The 17,778-nt window shown below is 73.1% G+C and carries 10 protein-coding genes; 2 read left to right on the top strand and 8 right to left on the bottom strand.

All coding sequences use genetic code 11. The features are described from left to right. A partial coding sequence (locus tag FF36_RS18360) for a hypothetical protein (RefSeq protein WP_242422603.1) occupies window positions 1-416 on the bottom strand: 416 nt, incomplete at its 3' end. A 937-nt stretch (window positions 417-1,353) separates the two neighbouring features. Here FF36_RS18360 and FF36_RS18365 point away from each other — a divergent pair. Beyond that, the gene (locus FF36_RS18365; protein ID WP_242422604.1) at window positions 1,354-2,967 is read left to right on the top strand and encodes a lytic transglycosylase domain-containing protein; all 1,614 of its coding nucleotides are present in this window, start codon (window positions 1,354-1,356) and stop codon (window positions 2,965-2,967) included. 85 nt (window positions 2,968-3,052) lie between these two features. Here the strand turns inward: FF36_RS18365 and FF36_RS18370 are convergent, their stop codons facing one another. From FF36_RS18370 to nifJ, 3 genes are all read right to left on the bottom strand, one after another. Then, on the bottom strand, window positions 3,053-3,754 hold the full coding sequence (locus FF36_RS18370) for a hypothetical protein (RefSeq protein ID WP_044886342.1): 702 nt from the start codon (window positions 3,752-3,754) through the stop codon (window positions 3,053-3,055). Between the two features lie 265 nt (window positions 3,755-4,019). Further along, window positions 4,020-4,589, bottom strand: a complete 570-nt coding sequence (locus FF36_RS18375; protein WP_044886343.1) for a heme-binding beta-barrel domain-containing protein — start codon at window positions 4,587-4,589, stop codon at window positions 4,020-4,022. Window positions 4,590-4,783: 194 nt separating this feature from the next. Next, window positions 4,784-8,311 carry a pyruvate:ferredoxin (flavodoxin) oxidoreductase gene (gene nifJ, locus FF36_RS18380; protein ID WP_044886344.1) on the bottom strand — a complete coding sequence of 1,176 codons (3,528 nt, stop codon included), beginning with the start codon at window positions 8,309-8,311 and terminating at the stop codon, window positions 4,784-4,786. Between the two features lie 409 nt (window positions 8,312-8,720). On the opposite strand from nifJ, the gene FF36_RS18385 reads away from it, so the two are divergent. Further along, window positions 8,721-10,838, top strand: a complete 2,118-nt coding sequence (locus FF36_RS18385) for an NAD(+) synthase (RefSeq protein WP_199865430.1) — start codon at window positions 8,721-8,723, stop codon at window positions 10,836-10,838. 70 nt (window positions 10,839-10,908) lie between these two features. Here the strand turns inward: FF36_RS18385 and FF36_RS18390 are convergent, their stop codons facing one another. The 4 genes from FF36_RS18390 to FF36_RS40040 form a co-directional block, all read right to left on the bottom strand. Further along, window positions 10,909-11,448, bottom strand: coding sequence for an acyl-CoA-like ligand-binding transcription factor (locus FF36_RS18390; protein ID WP_199865433.1), 540 nt, complete (start codon window positions 11,446-11,448; stop codon window positions 10,909-10,911). A gap of 100 nt (window positions 11,449-11,548) precedes the next feature. Further along, window positions 11,549-13,156: an MFS transporter gene (locus tag FF36_RS18395; RefSeq protein ID WP_242422605.1), complete on the bottom strand. Its 1,608-nt coding sequence runs from the start codon at window positions 13,154-13,156 to the stop codon at window positions 11,549-11,551. A gap of 207 nt (window positions 13,157-13,363) precedes the next feature. Next, window positions 13,364-14,971 carry an MFS transporter gene (locus FF36_RS18400; protein ID WP_242422606.1) on the bottom strand — a complete coding sequence of 536 codons (1,608 nt, stop codon included), beginning with the start codon at window positions 14,969-14,971 and terminating at the stop codon, window positions 13,364-13,366. 118 nt (window positions 14,972-15,089) lie between these two features. Then, a complete protein-coding gene (locus FF36_RS40040) occupies window positions 15,090-17,729 on the bottom strand; it encodes a DUF4062 domain-containing protein (RefSeq protein WP_044886346.1) in 2,640 nt (879 codons plus the stop codon). Window positions 17,730-17,778: the final 49 nt, after the last annotated feature.

Genomic DNA, 17,778 nt, shown 5'->3' on the forward strand with positions numbered 1-17,778 from the left:
ACGATCCCCGCCTTCGCGACCTTCGGCGTGACCTTCCCGTCCGCCAGCACCAGCGTCGCGTCGACGTCCACCCAACCGTCACCGCGGCGGACCCGACGGACACCCGAATACGAGTCGACCGTGACCGTCCCATCCGGGTTCACGAACGTCGACGTCGACTCCGTACGCTGACCCGTCACCTCGATCCGCCGCTTCTCCGCACGCGCCGCAAGCTGCGCCGAGACGAGATCCGGCCGCTCGGCCGGACCGGACGATGCGGGCTGTCGGGCGCCGCCGGACGGGGTCGTGGCGGCCTGCGCCGCATTCCGTCCGGCCGGGGTGAACTCCACGATCGTCACGGCCAGAACGGCAACCAGCAGCAAGCCAAGGAAACGGGTGAACGACACGCGAGGTCGCCCGAGGAAAGCGCGCTTCACGCCAACTCCGATCATGCCGGAAACGAAAGTGTCCGGAGGCGGTGGTGAGTGCGGTCACCGAGGGGAACGGGAACCGCACTGAGCACCGAAAATGACAGGTGCGCAGATCTCGGTACAGGAGCGATTCGGGCCATTGGTCTTCCGTTGTGTTGCGCAGGGTAATCGCCGACTCGCGGAGACCGCGGTGATCGACTGCTCGGCGTGATGGAGGAGGGCGCCGACGACCCTTCTGCACGCCCTTACCGCAACCGTCAGTGAGTGGCGACCGCACGATCGGCGCCCCACCGATATACGTTCCGCGACCTGGGTAACTTGGGTCACACAGTGGTGTGTTACTTGCCGGAAACGCACCGCCGCCCTCTGCCATCTGGTTATCGATCGATGGCCAGCGACGAGCTGCCACCCCGCACCACGCGAGCAGATCGACGCCCTCGGTAAGCGGTGGCGTTCACGCCGGGCGGTGCCGACCTTCGGGCTGAAACGCCGAGGTCAGAGACCTGATGGAGAGCGACCGAAGCGGTCATCCACGATCGCGCCGAATACGGACAGCAACCAAAGTCGATCACTCGATGCGAGTCGCGCACCATTGATCGTTAGGAGCAGCAGGGAACTTCCCGCTCCGACTGGCTGACAGATTGCCGGTCATATGCCAAAGTCCTATTCCGGATCCGAGCCTGGAACGACCCGGGTTCGGCATCGTCGATCATTGTCGGGGCTTCGGGCTGCCAGCCACGGATCGCTGCCGTGGAAACCATGTGGCCCGGGAAGGAAAGCCGAACGGGGCGTCTGTACACGGGCATCTTCCGGTGCTCGATTACGGTCCGGGAACGCGGTCCGGAAAGGCGGCGCGGTGGCCGTGCCGACCGAATCCGCGGTGTCGCGCGGGTCGCCGTCCGTACGGCTCCATCCACCTGTCCCACCGAGGGAGGCCATCGGTATGAGCCGTGCGCCCGAGCACCCTGGACGCCACCGCGCCGGCGCCGGCGCCACCGCGGCCGGCCGGCACCGCCCGACGCCGCCACCTCCGCATTCCGTGCGGCCCGCGGACGGGCACGCCGAGCCACGTCCCGATCCGCGATCCGACCGACAGGCCGACCTCCGACCTGGGCTGCGCTCCCCCGCGACCCCCAGACGCCACGCCCGACGGGACGGACCCGCCGCACCGGGCCGGCACGGCGGGCGGGGCCGGCAGGGCGAGCAGGGCGGGCGGGGCCGGTGGAGCGGGCGGGGCCAGCAGGACGGACAGGACCGCGGCCGTAACGAGGGCCCGGCGGGCCGGCGGTCCCGCACCGCCGGCATGCTCGCCGCCGCGCCGATGATCGGCCTGCTCGTCGCGCTGTGCCTCGTCCCCGGAGCGGCCCCCCGCGCCGCCGACGCCGCCCGCGCCGCCGCCCCGCCACCGGCCGCGCACCCGCCCACTCGGGACTACGACCTCGATCTTCCTCCGCTCCAGCCGGCCGTCCCGGACACCGGCACCACGACAACCGCCGGCCCGCCAACGCCGCCGACAGGGCTGACGCCGGTGGGGCCGGACGGCCAGCCGCTCGCGAGCATCACCACCAGTCCACCGGCCGCGACGCCGCCCTCGGCTGCCCGGACGCTGACGCTGACCGCCGCCGACCGGCGGATCCCCGCCCGGATGTTGACCGCCTACCGGAAGGCCGCGGCTCGCACCGCCGCCGATCAGCCGGGCTGTCACCTGCGCTGGCAACTGCTCGCCGGCATCGGCCGCATCGAGTCCGGCCACGGCGTCGGCCGCGCGATCACCGCCGAGGGCACCATCACCAGCCGCATCCTCGGCCCGGCACTGGACGGGCATGACGGCCGCGCCCTGGTCCGGGACACCGACGGCGGGCGGCTCGACGGCGACCGCCGCTACGATCGGGCCGTCGGGCCGATGCAGTTCATCCCCACCACCTGGGCGTGGGCGGGCCGCGACGGGTCGGGCGACGGCCAGGCCGACCCGAACAACGTCGACGACGCGACCCTCTCCGCCGCCGGCTACCTCTGCCGCCACGACCGCGACCTCGCCGATCCCGCCGCGCTGCGAGCCGCCGTCTACAGCTACAACCCGTCGTCGAGCTACCTGCGCGCCGTCCTCGCCTGGACCGCCGGTTACACCACCACGCCGGTCCTGCCCGGCGCCGACGCCGCGCCGCCGGCGACGCCCGCGGCGCAGCCAACTGCCACGCCCCCTGCCGCCGCCCCAGCACAGGCCAGCCCGCCCAGGCCGACCGCAACACCGTCGCCGTCCGCCACCGCCACCGCGCCGGCGCCGGTCGGGGCGACCAGCGCCGCCCCGACCGCGCTCCCGTCCGCCGTTCCCTCGGCCCCGGCCCGCTCACGTACCACATCCAGCGTCGCGCCGAGGCTGACGACCACGCCGTCCCCATCACCGCCGTCGACGGACGGCTCCCCGGCGACGCCCTCCGCGACCGTGCCGGCCTCGGTCGATGCCCCGGCCGCCTCGCCAAGCAATTCCCTGCTCGTCGTCCCTCTCACCCCGGCGGGCGACGCCCGATCAGCGGCCTCGCCGACCTCCGCTTCCTGATGCCGAACCGCGCGGGGCCCGCGGCCCGCCGCGCACCGCCGCGCCGCTCCCCGGCGACCCGAGCCGCCCGCGGTGCAGCGGAAGATCAGCAGCCTTCTCGGGGCAGGTTCCACACCGCGGCGACGGCGGGAGGCACCGAGGAGGCGCAGAGCTGCCCGCCCGTGTCGCCGGCCAGCTTCCATGATCCGCCCTTGGGGCGGGTGAACAGCCACGGACCGTCCTGGAAGGCGATGAGGGGGTCCCCGGCCGCCCCGTTGAGTTTCCTGCCCTTCGCCAGGGCGCTCGCCGACGGCTCGAAGTCGGCGACGGCCCAGTAGGTCCCGGGGCCGGTCTCCTGCGCGTAGTAGACGGAGCCCGCCGCGGTCGACGCGACATCCGACCGGGAGAGGGAGGCGCTGTCCGGCCCCTGATGCCCGGCGACCCACGCGGCGACGAGCTGCTCGCGCAGCGCAGCGTCCACCGGGAGGTTGCGCGCCCCGGCAGTGGCACCGGACGACGCACCGGCGGGCAGGACCGTCGCACCGGCTCCGGTCGCGGCGGCTGCGGTTCGCGCCGCGACGCCGGTAGCGGTCCCGGCGGTCTTGGCGGTCGCGGCGGCGGAGGCGCTCGCGGCGGCGGGGGCCGTCCCGGTCGTGGCCAGCGAGCCGGCCGGGGACACCGCGGACGACCCGGTGGAACCGCTCGCACCGCACCCGAAGAAGAACACACCGCACAGGACGGCGCCGGCCAGCGACAAGCCCCGGGCGAACCAGTGGGCTGCCCGGGGGTCCGACGATGACAGTCGCACGACGACCTGGCCTCTCTCGAGCCATCAGCGCGACAGGCATCTGCCGCGGGCGGGCTTCGGGAGACTATCGACACCATGGTCGAGGGGTGGCCTGGACCGGACAAACGTGACCTGACGCGGTTCCGGTTGCGGTGCGCCGTGTACGGCTCGAGGAGCCGGACCGTACGGAACGCACCGCAACTGCGGGCCACCGGTGTCGGGCCGCGACCACCGGCCGGCGAGGCCAGGGGTCGGGCGTCAGACGACGGGTGTCAGGCGACCGGCGTCAGGCGACGGGGCGCAGGACGTTGCGGTCGGTGTGGGCGACCGGGCCGCTGGCCACCCGCGCGTGGTCGATCGTGGTGGTCTCGTCGTAGGCGAAGCTGCCGTCGGGGTTGACGGTGAAGGTCACCTCGTAGGAGGTCGTGTTCGCCGCGCGGGCCAGGTACGGGTTGGACAGGATGCCGTACGTGGTGGAGCCGAGGTCCGCGCGCAGGGTGAAGCTGGTCGCGTCGGGCGCGACCACGCCGCCGGCGATCAGGGTCTGCCCGCGGGGCACCAGGAAGCTGCGCATGACGTGGCCGAGCTCGGCGTCCCACAGCCAGTAGCCAAGCTCGGTGTGGAAGGGGTTCTCCTCCCCGAACCGCCACGCGGCCATCTTGTAGTCGAGGCCGTAGAGGTGCTGCGTGCCGTTGTCCACCGGACCGAACGGCTTCAGGGTGACCCGCTCACGGTACGGGGTGGTGATCATCGAACCCTCGACGTTGCCGAAGGCGACGTCGACACCCTGGTCGCCCTCCCACTCGCCGGCCAGGGCCGCCAGCGGCCCCCACTCCGGACCAACCTTCTCCGTCAACGCCGAACCCTCCTAAGACTGAAACACGAGAACTGAACATCCCGCGGAACCGGCACAAATCGACCGGAACATCCAGACATTACGTGGCGAGCCCCCGTAGCTCGCCGGCTCTGACCCACCCGGGCCCCCACCGCCGTCCGGCTGGGCAGCGGACGGCGGCGGGGGTCAGGCGGTCGGTCAGGTCTGGCGGTCGGTCAGGTCTGCGAGGCGTCGCCGGTGCGGGGCGCGGCGGCGGCCTCGTGCTCGTAGGTCTCCCAGCGGGTGCGGATGTCGCGCTGGGCGAGATCCTCGAGCTCGGCGACCGCGTCGGGGGCGACCGCGCCGAGCCGGGTGAACCGGGACTCGGTGGCGGCGAACTCGGCGAAGGTCATCGACGGCGTCCGCGAGTCCAGGGAGAACGGCTGCTCGGCGCGCGGGTCGACCCGGTACAGCGGCCAGTAGCCCGACTTCACCGCCGCCTTCTGGTGCGACAGGCCGTCGGTCATGTCGATGCCGTGGGCGATGCAGTGGCTGTAGGCGACGATGAGCGACGGGCCGGGCCAGCTCGCCGCCTCGTTGAACGCCCGCACTGTGTGCTGGTCGTTGGCACCGAGCGCGATCTGCGCCACGTACACGTCGCCGTAGGCGGCGGCGATGAGCCCGAGGTCCTTCTTGCGGGTCCGCTTGCCACCGCCGGCGAACTTCGCCACCGCCCCGCGCGGTGTCGACTTCGACGCCTGCCCGCCGGTGTTGGAGTACACCTCGGTGTCCAGGACGAGCACGTTGACGTTGCGGCCGGAGGCCAGCACGTGGTCGAGGCCGCCGAAGCCGATGTCGTACGCCCACCCGTCGCCGCCGACGATCCACACGCTCTTGTCGACGAGGTTGTCGACGAGCGGGTCGAGCCGGGCGTCGTGCTCGGTGCCGGCGAGGCGCCGGCGCAGCTCGGCGACCCGGGCGCGCTGGGCGAGGATGCCGGCCTCGGTGCTCTGGTCGGCGCCCAGCAGCTCGTCGACGAGCGAGTCGCCGACGATCGGTGCGGCGGCCGCGAGCAGGCGACGCGCCTCCCGCGCCCGGCTGTCGAGCGCCAGGCGCATGCCGAGGCCGAACTCGGCGTTGTCCTCGAACAGGGAGTTCGACCAGGCCGGGCCGCGGCCGTCGGCGCCCGTCGTCCACGGCGTCGTCGGCAGGTTGCCGCCGAAGATCGACGAGCAGCCGGTGGCGTTCGCGACGAGGATGCGGTCACCGAACAGCTGGGTGAGCAGCTTCAGGTACGGCGACTCGCCGCAGCCGGAGCAGGCGCCGGAGAACTCGAACAGCGGCTGGCGCAACTGCGAGCCGCGGACGTTCTCCGCCGACACCCGCGTCGGGTCGATCGCCGGCAGCGTCTCGTGGAACGCCCAGCCGGCGCGCTCCTCGGCCAGCCGCGGCGCGGCGTCGACCATCTCCAGGGCCTTGTGCTCCCTGTTCTCCTTGCTCGTCGCCGGGCAGACCTTGGCGCACAGGCTGCAGCCGGTGCAGTCGTCCGGCGCCACCTGGATGGTCACCCGCAGCCCGGCCAGATCCTTGTCCTTCGGCTGGCGCGACTTGAACGTCGCGGGCGCGTCGGCGAGCAGCGCCGGGTCGAAGGCGGTCATCCGGATCGCGGCGTGCGGGCAGACGATCGTGCACTTGCCGCAGTTGATGCAGAGATCGGCGTCCCAGACGGGCAGCTCGTGGGCGATGGCGCGCTTCTCGTAGCGGGCCGTGCCGACCGGGAAGGTGCCGTCGACCGGCAGCGCGCTGACGGGCAGCAGGTTCCCCTCCCCCGCCATGATCCGGGCCGTGACCTCCTTGACGAACACCGGCGCGTCGCCGTCGAGGCGCCGGGCCGTGCGCTCCCCCACCGTCCGGCCGGTCAGGTCGACCTGGGCGAGGGCACCGAGGGAGGCGTCGACGGCGGCGAAGTTGCGCTGCAGCACCGCCTCGCCGCGCTTGCCCTGGGCGATGCGGATGGCGTTCTTGACCGCCGCGAGCGCCGTGTCGGCGGCCAGCAGCCCGGACAGGGTCAGAAAGCAGGTCTGCAGCACGGGGCTGACGATCCCGGGCAGGCCGGCGTCGCGGGCCACCCGGTCGGCGTCGACGACGAACAGGCGCGCGTCACGGTCGAGCAGGTGGCGCTGCGCGTTGGCCGGCAGGTGCTCCCACACCTGGTCCGCCGGGTACGGGCTGTTGATCAGCACGGTGGCGCCGGTGGCGGCGACGGCGAGGACGTCGACCCGTTCGAGCAGCGAGAACTGGTGGCAGCCGACGTACTGGGCGTCGTCGATGAGCCAGGGGGCGTCGACCGGACGCGGCGACAGGCGCAGGTGCGACACCGTCATCGAGCCCGACTTCTTGGAGTCGAACACGAAGTACGCCTGCGCGTGCAGCGGGGTGTGGTCGGCGGCGATGCCGGCGGTGGCGCGGGTGGCGCCGACGGTGCCGTCGCTGCCGAGCCCGTAGAACACCGCGCGCCGCACGTCGTCGGCCTCCGGGTGGCCGTGGTCGTCGACGTCGAGGGAGAGGTTCGTGACGTCGTCGTGGATGCCGACGGTGACCTCGCGGCGCGGCTGGGAGCGGGCCAGCTCGTCGAACACGGCCGCCGCCATCGCCGGGGTGAACTCCTTCGACGCCAGCCCGTAGCGGGCGCCGATGACCCGCGGCATGCTCTCGGGCCGCTCGGCGAGCGCGGCGAGCACGTCCAGGCGCAGCGGCTCACCGAGCGCGCCCGGCTCCTTCGTGCGGTCGAGGACCGCGATCGAGCGGACCGTCGCCGGCAGGCTGGCGAGGAACGCCGCGCCGTCGAAGGGCCGGTAGAGCCGGACCTGGACGAACCCGACCCGCTCGCCGCGCCCGACCAGCCGGTCGACGGCGTCGCGCACCGCGGAGCGGCCCGAGCCCATGACGACGACGACCCGCTCGGCCTCCGGGTGACCGTGGTACTCGAAGATCCGGTACGCCCGCCCGGTGGCGGCGGACACCCGGTCCATCGCCCGCTGCACGATCCCGGGGACGGCGGTGTAGTAGGCGTTGGCCGCCTCCCGGGCCTGGAAGAAGGTGTCGGGGTCCTGGGTGGTGCCGCGGATCACCGGGCTGTCCGGGGACAGGGCGCGCAGCCGGTGCGCCTCGATCTGCTCGGCGGACAGCAGCCCGGCGAGCGTGGCATCGTCGATCTCGGTGACCTCGTTGAGCTCGTGTGAGGTGCGGAAACCGTCGAAGAAGTGCAGGAACGGAATGCGGGATTCCAACGTGGCCGCGTGCGCGACCGCGGCCAGGTCGTGGGCCTCCTGGGGGGAAGAGGAGGCGAGCATGGCGAAGCCGGTCGAGCGCGCGGCCATCACGTCACTGTGATCACCGAAGATGGACAGCGCGTGCGTGGCGATGGTGCGGGCGGCGACGTGGAGGACCATCGGCGTGAGCTCACCGGCGATCTTGAACATGTTGGGCAGCATCAGCAGCAGGCCCTGCGAGGCCGTGAACGTGGTCGACAGGGCGCCGGCCTGCAACGCCCCGTGCACGGCACCGGCGGCGCCGCCCTCGCTCTGCAACTGGACCACCTCGGGGATCGCGCCCCAGAGGTTCGCCCGGCCCTTCGTCGCCCAGGCGTCGGCGAGCTCTCCCATCGCCGACGCCGGGGTGATCGGGTAGATGGCGATCACCTCACTTGCCCGGTAGGCCACCGAGGTGGCGGCCTCGTTACCATCGATCGTCTTCTGACCCATACACCCAGAGTCGGCGCGGGATGACGCAGCGGCGAGGGACTTCCTTCCCTTCCCGGAAGACGGAAGTTACCGGTAGAAGTCCCTGTTTGAGCGTCTTCGACGTGCCCTGTCGTCCGGTAGGCCTCCGCAGAGGTCCTGCCCAGGAGGCTTCGCCGGCCGGGACAGCGGCGGCCGCCCGACGCTGGGAGCCGGGGCGCGGGACGGCCCGCGGGCCCGGTCCACGGTTGCGGACCCTTCCGAACCGGCTGCCGATGGCACCACCGGCGGTACGGGCGGATCGGAGGTGCTCACCCGTTGGCGGGAGGGCGACAATGCGGACGGGGTGCACCGACGACGACCAGGACGCGACGACCAGGACGCGACGACCAGGACGCGACGACCAGGACGCGACGACAGGATGCGAGGCGACGTGAGCGAGCCAGAGTTCGGCGAGGCGGCCCAGGCGGGCTTCGGCGGCCCGACCCGGCCCGGCGAGCCGCGGCGGGAGTTCGCCGCGATCCACAGCCACGGCCTGGCGCGGGTCGCGGCGGCCACGCCGCTGGTGGTGACCGCGGACCCGGCGCGCAACGCCGAGGCGACGGTCGCGTTGGCGCGCCAGGCGGACGCGGACGGCGTCGACGTCGTCGTCTTCCCCGAACTCGGGCTGTCGTCGTACGCGCTCGACGACCTGCACCTGCAGGACGCGCTGCTCGACGCCGTCGAGCAGGCGGTCGACACGGTGTGCCGGGCCAGCCGCGAGCTCGGGCCGCTGCTGCTGGTCGGGGCGCCGCTGCGCCGGCGCGGGCGGCTCTACAACACGGCGCTGGCGATCTCGCGCGGGCGGATCCTCGGCGTGGTGCCCAAGACGTTCCTGCCGAACTACCGCGAGTACTACGAGAAGCGCTGGTTCGCCTCGGGCGCCGGCGTCACCGGCGAGGAGATCACCGTCGCGGGGCGGACGGTCCCGTTCGGCACGGATCTGATCTTCGAGGCGGCGGACCTGCCGGACCTCGTCGTCGGCGTGGAGATCTGCGAGGACTACTGGGCACCGATCCCGCCGTCGTCGTACGCGGCGATGGCCGGCGCGACGCTGCTGGCGAACCTGTCGGCGTCGAACATCGTCGTCGGGAAGGCCGCCGACCGGGCGCACCTGTCCGCCGCCCAGTCGGCGCGCGCGCTCGCCGCCTACGTCTACTCGGCGGCCGGGACCGGCGAGAGCACCACCGACCTGGCCTGGGACGGGCAGGGCACGATCCACGAGCTCGGGGATCTGCTCGCCGAGTCCGCGCGGTTCGCCGACACCCCGCAGCTCCTCGTCGCCGACGTCGACCTCGCCCGGGTGCGCCAGGAGCGGATGCGCACGGGAACGTTCAACGACAGCGCCGCGGCGGCCGGCCGGCCCGAGCAGCGGTTCCGCACGGTCCGCTTCGACCACCGCCCGCACCGCCGCGACGTCGGGCTGCGCCGCCACCAGCGGCGCTTCCCGTTCGTCCCCGACACGGCCGAGCGGCTCGACCTCGACTGCTACGAGGCGTTCAACATCCAGGTCCACGGCCTGGCCCGGCGGTTCCAGGCGACCGGCGGGGGCCGGATGGTCATCGGCATCTCCGGCGGCCTCGACTCGACGCACGCGCTGATCGTCGCGGCGAAGGCGTGCGACCGGCTCGGGGTGCCGCGCACGACCATCCTCGGCTACACCCTGCCGGGCTTCGCGACCTCGGACGAGACGAAGGCGAACGCGTGGGCGCTGATGCGCGCGCTCGGCGTCGAGGCGGCGGAGATCGACATCCGCCCCGCCGCCCGCCTGCTGCTCGCCGACCTGGGTCATCCCGCCGCCGAGGGCGCCGCCGACTACGACGTCACGTACGAGAACGTGCAGGCCGGGCTGCGCACCGACTACCTGTTCCGGCTGGCCAACCACCACGGCGGGTTCGTCGTCGGCACCGGGGACCTCAGCGAGCTGGCGCTCGGCTGGTGCACATACGGCGTCGGCGACCAGATGAGCCATTACGCCGTCAACGCCGGCGTGCCCAAGACCCTGATCCAGTACCTCATCCGGTGGGCGGTGAGCCACGACCAGTTCGACGAGGACACGGGCAAACTGCTGACCGCGGTCCTCGACACCGAGATCTCCCCCGAGCTGGTCCCCGCCGATGCCGAGACCGGCACGATGCAGAGCACGCAGGACCGCATCGGCCCCTACGAGCTGCACGACTTCTTCCTGTACCACCTCCTGCGCCACGGCCTGGCGCCGTCGAAGATCGCCTTCCTGGCCTGGCACGCCTGGCGCGACGCGCTGACCGACGGCTGGCCGGCCGGCTTCCCCGACGGCGAGCGGCACGCCTACGACGTGGCGACGATCGTGCGCTGGCTGCGGGAGTTCCTGGGCCGCTTCATGGCCTCGCAGTTCAAGCGTTCGGCGCTGCCCAACGGACCGAAGGTCTCCTTCGGCGGCACGCTGTCCCCGCGCGGCGACTGGCGGGCGCCGTCCGACGCCAGGGCCACCGCCTGGCTCGCCGAACTCGACCGTAACGGCCCGCAGCCCTAGCGCCGCCGCGCCGGTTGACCGGCATCGACCAGATCCTGCTGTCGGTGGCCATGCCACCGGTGCGGCAGTGTCACAGGTCGCGAAAGCCGTCGTTGAGGCATGCGAGAGATCGGTCGAGTGCGGCGGGGATGTCGACGACGTCGCTTTCCGCGCTGGCCAGGTGAACGCTCATGGTGATCCCGACGATCGCCCCGGCCAGCGTGCGTAGTTCCAGGTCGTCGGCCACCGGCCCGGTCCGCCCGCTGCGGCTGGCTCCGCTGCGGCTGGCGAGGAGCGCGACGAGGTCTGCCGTGGACGCGACGAGATGATCCAGGTGTGCGGCGCGTAGTTCCGGGACGATCATCATCAGCTCGGTGCGCCGGTACTGGTCGGCGAGCTCGGTCGGCGACAGTTGCGCGAAGCTCTCTCTCAGTGCGGCGCGAAACGCGTCGACGAGACCGGTTCCGTCGGGCTGGCCACGCAGGCCCTCGACGACGCTCGAGTCGAAGTAGTCCCACAGCACCACTTCCGACTTGGTGGCGAAGTAACGGAAGTAGGTGCGCTCTGACACTCCGGCCGCCTCGGCGATGTCCGCCACGGTGGTGTGGTCGTAGCCTTGCTGCCGGAACAACCGGAGAGCCTCGGTCTGAATGCGGCGCTTCGTGGCGGCCTTCTTGGTCGCGCGCCGTCCCGGCGCAGGCATGGGGGCCGAGCCGGCGACAGGGGCCGGGCTAGCTGGCATGAGCGTCCGCTGCGGTGTCGATGTCTGGCCTCCTCACGGTCTCCTTGGTACCACCGGCCTCGGCCCCGGGAAACAACAGGGCCGCGATCAGGCCGCCGACGGCGGCGATGCCGGCCGAGACGAGCAGCGCGTCGCTCAGACCGTGCGCGAAGGCGCTGTGAACATTGTGCAGAAGTTCGTCCGACCGCACGCGGCGAGCGGCCTCGGTGCCGTCGAACACGCCGCCGCGTGCCTTCTCCGCCAGCTCGGGGGGAAGACCGGTGAGCTGGAGGTGGGCACGATAGGCGGCGAGGGACACGCTACCCAGGATGGCCGACCCGAGCGGCCCGCCCACCTCCTGGAGGGCCTGCATCAGGGCCGAGGCGACACCGGAACGCTCGGGTGGGAGCTGGGCCAGCGCCGCGGACGCGGCCGTGGACAGGGTCAGTCCCAGTCCCAGTCCGGTCACCGCCATCCAGCCGGCGATGAACGCCCCGCCCGTGTCGACCGAGGTGAACGATCCGAGCAGCAGTCCCGCCGCCAGCACGACGAACCCGGCGCTGAGCACGCGCCGGCCGCCCAGGGCCCGCGCGGCGGGTTCGGCCACCGGCGCTCCGAGGACCAGGCCACCGATCAGGGGCAGTAGCCGCAGCCCCGAGCCGATGGCGTCGGTCCCGACCACGGCCTGGAAGTACTGAGGCATCGCGAACAGCACGCCGATCATGGCGAGCGAGGACACCGCGGCGAGCGCGATCCCCCAGGTGAATGCGCGACTGCGAAACAGGGTGGCGTCGACCAGCGGCTCGCCGCCGGGCTGGGCGGCCCGGCGCTGCTCGTAGCGTACGAAGCCGACGAGCAGCACCACCCCCGCCGCCATGGGCCCCAGCGCCGAGATCGAGATCCAGCCGTTCGATCCCGCATCGACGAATCCGTACACCAGGGCGACCAGCCCCGAACTGAAACCGACGATGCCGACCCAGTCGATCCGTGGACGATGGGGGGCACGCGATTCCGGCACCAGGACGACCCCGACGACCAGGGACAGCACGACGACCGGCACGTTGATCCAGAAAACCCAGCCCCACCAGAAGCGGGTGAGCAGCCAGCCGCCCAGCAGCGGTCCGGCCGGCAGCGCGAGGAAGTTGACGCCGGCCCAGATTCCGACCGCCCGCGGCCGTTCCCGCTCGGTGAACAACACCGTCACCGCCGACAGCGCCATGACGATCACGCCGGCGCCGGCCACGCCGCCCAGGGCCCGCGCCGCGATGAACACTGCGGCCGAGGTCGACTCGGCCGAGCAGATCGAGGCCGCACCGAACACTGCCAGCGAGGCGAGCATGACGCGCCTGCGGCCGTACCGGTCGCCCAGGACGCCGATGGGCAGCATGGCCGCGGCCAAGGCCAGCAGATAGGCCGAGGAGAACCACACCAGATCGGTCGCCGAGGCATGCAGCGCGGGCGCCAACGTCGGCAGCGCCACCGCCAGGACGGTCCCGTCCAGACCGACCGCGAACACCGCCAGAGCGATCCCGCCCAGCGCCCACCACGTGCGATCCCTCACGGATCCTCCCAAGCACGAAGTGTCAGTGGCTGCCAGATTAGAGATAATGGCAGTCACTGACAAGTTCTCGGGAAGCCGCCCACGTCACGAGGCAGAGTGAGGCCGCCGCCCGCGCAGACATGGGCACCGGCGGGTGCAGCGCAGGGGCGTTCAGGTGGATATGCGACGCGCCGGCTCGCCGATGAGCGCCGCCCCGGCCCCGACGCGCGTGGCGCGGTTCCGCGGAACACCAGCGGTCCGCGGACAGGGCCGTCGAGGTCGAGGTCAGCCTGCCGCGGGTTCCGCCGCTCTCTGGTCCGGCCTGACCGCCGGGTCCGGGTCCGGGTCCGGCGGATCCGCGGAGCGGGCGGGCGGGCGGCGGGCGAAGAGGATGGCGAGGCCGGCGGCGGCGGACAGGCCGGCGGCGGCCAGGTAGGCGACGGTGAACGGGGCGGCGCGCAGCGCGTCGCCGACGATCGCCGACAGCAGGCTCATCCCGATCACGGCGCCGATCTGATTGGCGGTCTGCTGCAGCGAGGTGGCCAGGCCGAAGCTGTCCGCGGGGGCGGCATTGCCGGTGATCACCAGCAGCGGCGGCTGGGCGTGCCCGAACGCCAGCCCGCTGACGATCAGACCGGCGATGACCACGGGGAGCTGGTGGGCCTGCGTGCCGAGGGCGAGCACGGCCAGGGCGATCGTGTAGACCCCGCCGGCCACGCCCGCGAGCAACCGCGGCGGGATCCACGCCCCCAGCCGGCTCGCCGACGGCGCCGCCAGCGCGATCGACAGGGTGCGGGTCATCGTCACCAGGGAGGTGGCCGCGACCGACAGCCCGAACACGCCCTCCAGCAGCAGCGGCGTGACCAGGAAGTTACCCATGTGGGCGGCGCCGAGCAGGAACGAGCTCGCCCCCGCGGCCCGGATGTCCCGCTCGACGAGCAGCACGGTCGGGATGACCGGCATGGCCGTGCGCCGCTCGACCACGACCAGCAGCCACAGCAGCAGCGGGACGGCCACGAGCAGGCCGATCACGATCGGCTGCAGCCCCCAGCCGGCGGCCCGGTTGACCCCGAAGGTCAGCGCGAACGTCGCCGCGCCGAGCACCAGCGCGCCGGTCTTGTCCAGCGTCAGGCTGCGGTCGCCGGCGTCGACCGGCAGCACCTTCACCGCGGCGATCAGCGGGACCAGGGCGATCCCGGCCTGCATGAGGAACAGCGGCCGCCACCCGATCGAGTCGATGACCAGGCCACCGATCGCGAGCCCGCTGACCGACGCCCCGGACAGCACCCCCGACGCCCAGGCCGACGGCCGCACCCGCTCGTGCGGCGGGAAGGCGTGGAACAGCATCGCGAACGACGCGGGGATCGTCGCGGCGCCGGCCACCTGCGCCGCCGCGCGGAAGGCGATGAGTGACACCGGGTCCCAGGCCACCGCGGTCGCCACCGAGAACACCACGGCGAGCACGGAGCCGACGAGGAACGTGCGCCGGTGCCCGCGGATGTCGCCGACCCGGCCGAGGATCGGCATCGCCACCGCCTGCGCGAGCAGCGAGCCGGTCACCGCCCAGGAGATGACGTCGACGCTGCTGTGCAGGTCGCCGGCCACCGTGCGGATCGACACGGACAGCACGGTCGCCGTGAACGTCGTCGCGAACATCCCCGCCAGGCAGGTCAGCAGGATGAGCTGCCGGTCCCGGCGCCCCGCCGGCCCGGAACCGCCCGTCAGCCCGGAACCGCCCGCCAGCCCGGAGCCGCCGGCGGGGACTGCGGGGGCGACGGGGGCGGCGCGGCCGGCTAAGGGCGCGTCCTCGGCGAGGTCCGCGGCCGGTTCGGCCGGCACGAATGACGGGGGCGACGGTGCGGCCCGCCCCGGGCCCTGGTCCTGCGCAACCACGCTGCTCCCCTCCAGGCCCGCGGGCCAAACCTGCCGATCGTCAACCGCGGTTGTGCCCGGACGCAACCAGTTGCCCGACGCCGGCGCCGGGACGACCACCCCAGCGGACGGCGCCGGTTCAGAGCTGGGTGCAGTTGGCGGTCGCGGAAGTGGGGTGCCGCAGGCTTTCCGCAGGCGTGGCGGACGCGACGGTCGTCACCGTGGCGTCCGTCGGGTCGAACCGGCGGATGAGCACCGGTGCGCTGCTCGAGTCGCCGTACCGGTCGAAGCTGATGTAGCCGTTCGCGCCGGCGAGGGCGAGATCGCCGCAGGTGCCGTTCAGGACCGCCTTGATGTTCGCGCGGAGCTGGCCGGGCGGCGGGGTGTTGAGCTCGGCGGCGCCGATGGCCCGGGCCAGGACCGACATCGCGTCGAAGGCGACGATCGTGTGCCCGGAGATGAGCCGCTGCGGGGTGTCGCGCACCCGCGCCGCCCACTGCCCGGGCACCGCGCTGCCTGCGCCGGCCTGCTCCAGGTAGGACGGCGGGATGTCGCCGGGCTGGGCGAGGCCGAAGTCGGCGAAGTAGAAGGTGTGGCCGCCCATGGCGCCCGCCGCGATCTCCCCCGGGTCGGTCTCCAGCTCCATCGCGTCGTCCCCGGAGATGATCGGCAGACGCGGGTCCACCCGGCCGCAGGCGGACCCGGTCAGCGCCTCCAGCAGGGTGTTCACGCTGGTGGTCCGGCCGGTGTAGATGATCAGGTTCGGCGGCTGCGGGCCGGCGCAGCGCGCGCTGAGGGTGTGGCCGAGCACGCCCAGCACGGTGGGGCCGCCGTCCGCGGCGCTGGCCGCCGCCGCCTGCTCGGCGTCGGGGAAGGGCACGTGGACGGCCGGCGCGGCGCGGGGCAACCGGCCCAGCTCGGTGCTGACGTCCTGGGCGAGGTTGTCGCTGTAGTGGTCGGCGTTGGCGCCCTTCGGGCCGTTGGCCACCCCGGCGGAGACGATCAACGGCCGGACCGGCTCGTCGCCGCGCCCCTCCCGCTTCATGATCTCGGGGATCGCCCGCGCGATGACGCCCGCCTCCCGGCGGTTGGTCGGCCCGACCCGGAAGTACCAGTCGAACGCGCGGCGGGTCTGCCCGGGCGGCCCGACGGGCCGGGTGAAGCCGTCGTCGGAGGCGGTGGACGACACGATGGGGAGATGGGTGGTTCCGCTGAGTGACGCCACCGCCTGGCGGGCGGCGGAGGTGCTCTGGAACAGGCCCAGGACTCCGGCGAGCCCGGGATCGGCGCGGGCCACCGCGTCGATGCGCCCGGCGACGGTGAGCGCCCCGTCCGAATGCCAGCCGACGTTGGCGACCAGCAGCCGGATCCGGGACCGGGAGCGCGCGCCCGGGGCGTCCGCGGCGGCGTTGATCGCCGCCTGCGCGAGCTGGGCCCCGAGCAGCTCGTTGAGTCCCCCCTGCCCGACGGTCGTCGGCGAGTCGGCCTGCCCGCCGCCCGGGCGGGAGTGCAGCCCGGTCAGCGGCGCCGCGACCACCACCGTGTACACCCCGCCCTTGCCGGCGAGCGCGGCGTTCTGCCGACCGATCGTGGTCAGCAGCGCGACGAGATCCGGCGAGGTCGCGTCGAAGGTGTACGCACCGTCGCTGAACCCGATGCACTGCCCGTCGTGGGATCCCACCCAGGTCGCCGCGGCCGGCAGCGCCGTCACGGGGTCGGGCGCCTGACAGGTGCGCGACGATCCCGATCGGCCCAGCCCCGCGCCGAGGACGGCCCCGGCGGCGACGGCGCAGGCGAGGACCACCGCGGCAAGCACGTACGGCAACCGGCCCCGCGGGCGGAACCGGCGCCCCGCGTCGTCGACGTCGCCGTCGCCGTTATCAGCCTTGTCGGCGTCGGCTTTGGCGGGGTCGGCTTTGGCGGGGTCGGCTTTGGCGGGGTCGGCTTTGGCGGGGTCGGCTTTGGCGGGGTCGGCGGGGTCGGCGGGGTCGGCGGGGTCGGCGGGGTCGGCGGGGTCGGCCTTATCGGCTTCAGCGGTCGGGCGGGCCGAGCCGGTGGCAGTCTCGATGGTTGCGCCGGTAGCGCGCGTCAGGTCGGTCAGGCCCGGGGGCTCCGGGGGCTGCGGAGCGGTCCCGGAGGCGACCGCCGGCTTCCGGCCGCTCCCCTCGGTGAGAAGCGCGGCGTCGACCTCACCGTGCCGGATCAGCTGGGTCAATGCGAGCGTGACCTGGGCTTCCAGGTTGTCGGCGGTGCGGAAGGTACCGACGGTCACACCGGCGGAACGCAGCCGTTCCCGGAATGCCTCGACCAGCTCGAGATCACGATCGGTGAGACTGCGCGGAATGGGGGTGTCCTCGTGCAGCAGGAACAGCAGCCGGGGAATCCCGGTCTCGACCGCCGTGAGGAACTCCAGTTCCGTATAGGAGACGGGCGTGGGATGCGGCAGGCCCGCCGGCGGGCCGGGGAACCCCGCCGGGTCGCCCGCCGGCCGGCCGGTTGCGGGCTCGCCGGCCGCCGCGGTGCCGTCGCCGTGCAGTCCGCCGGCCACCAGCGAGCCGTATCGGAAGCCGATGACCCCGATGTACACGTCACACCCACGGACCTGCTCCTGACAAAAGGACGCGGGCACCTTGCTGACCGCGGTGAAATCCTCCATCGAGATGGCGATGTGCCCGCTACGGCGCACGGCGTCCGACGCCGCCCGCACGAAGGCCCGATCAGCCGGATACCTGTTCATGTCCGACGTGTGACTGACAAACACCCGCAGGCCGACGCGCACCCCATTCCCCCGTACGTCGTGGGAAGTACCTGACCGGACAGTACCTAAT

The organism is Frankia torreyi (assembly GCF_000948395.1).
GTDB classification, from domain to species: domain Bacteria; phylum Actinomycetota; class Actinomycetes; order Frankiales; family Frankiaceae; genus Frankia; species Frankia torreyi.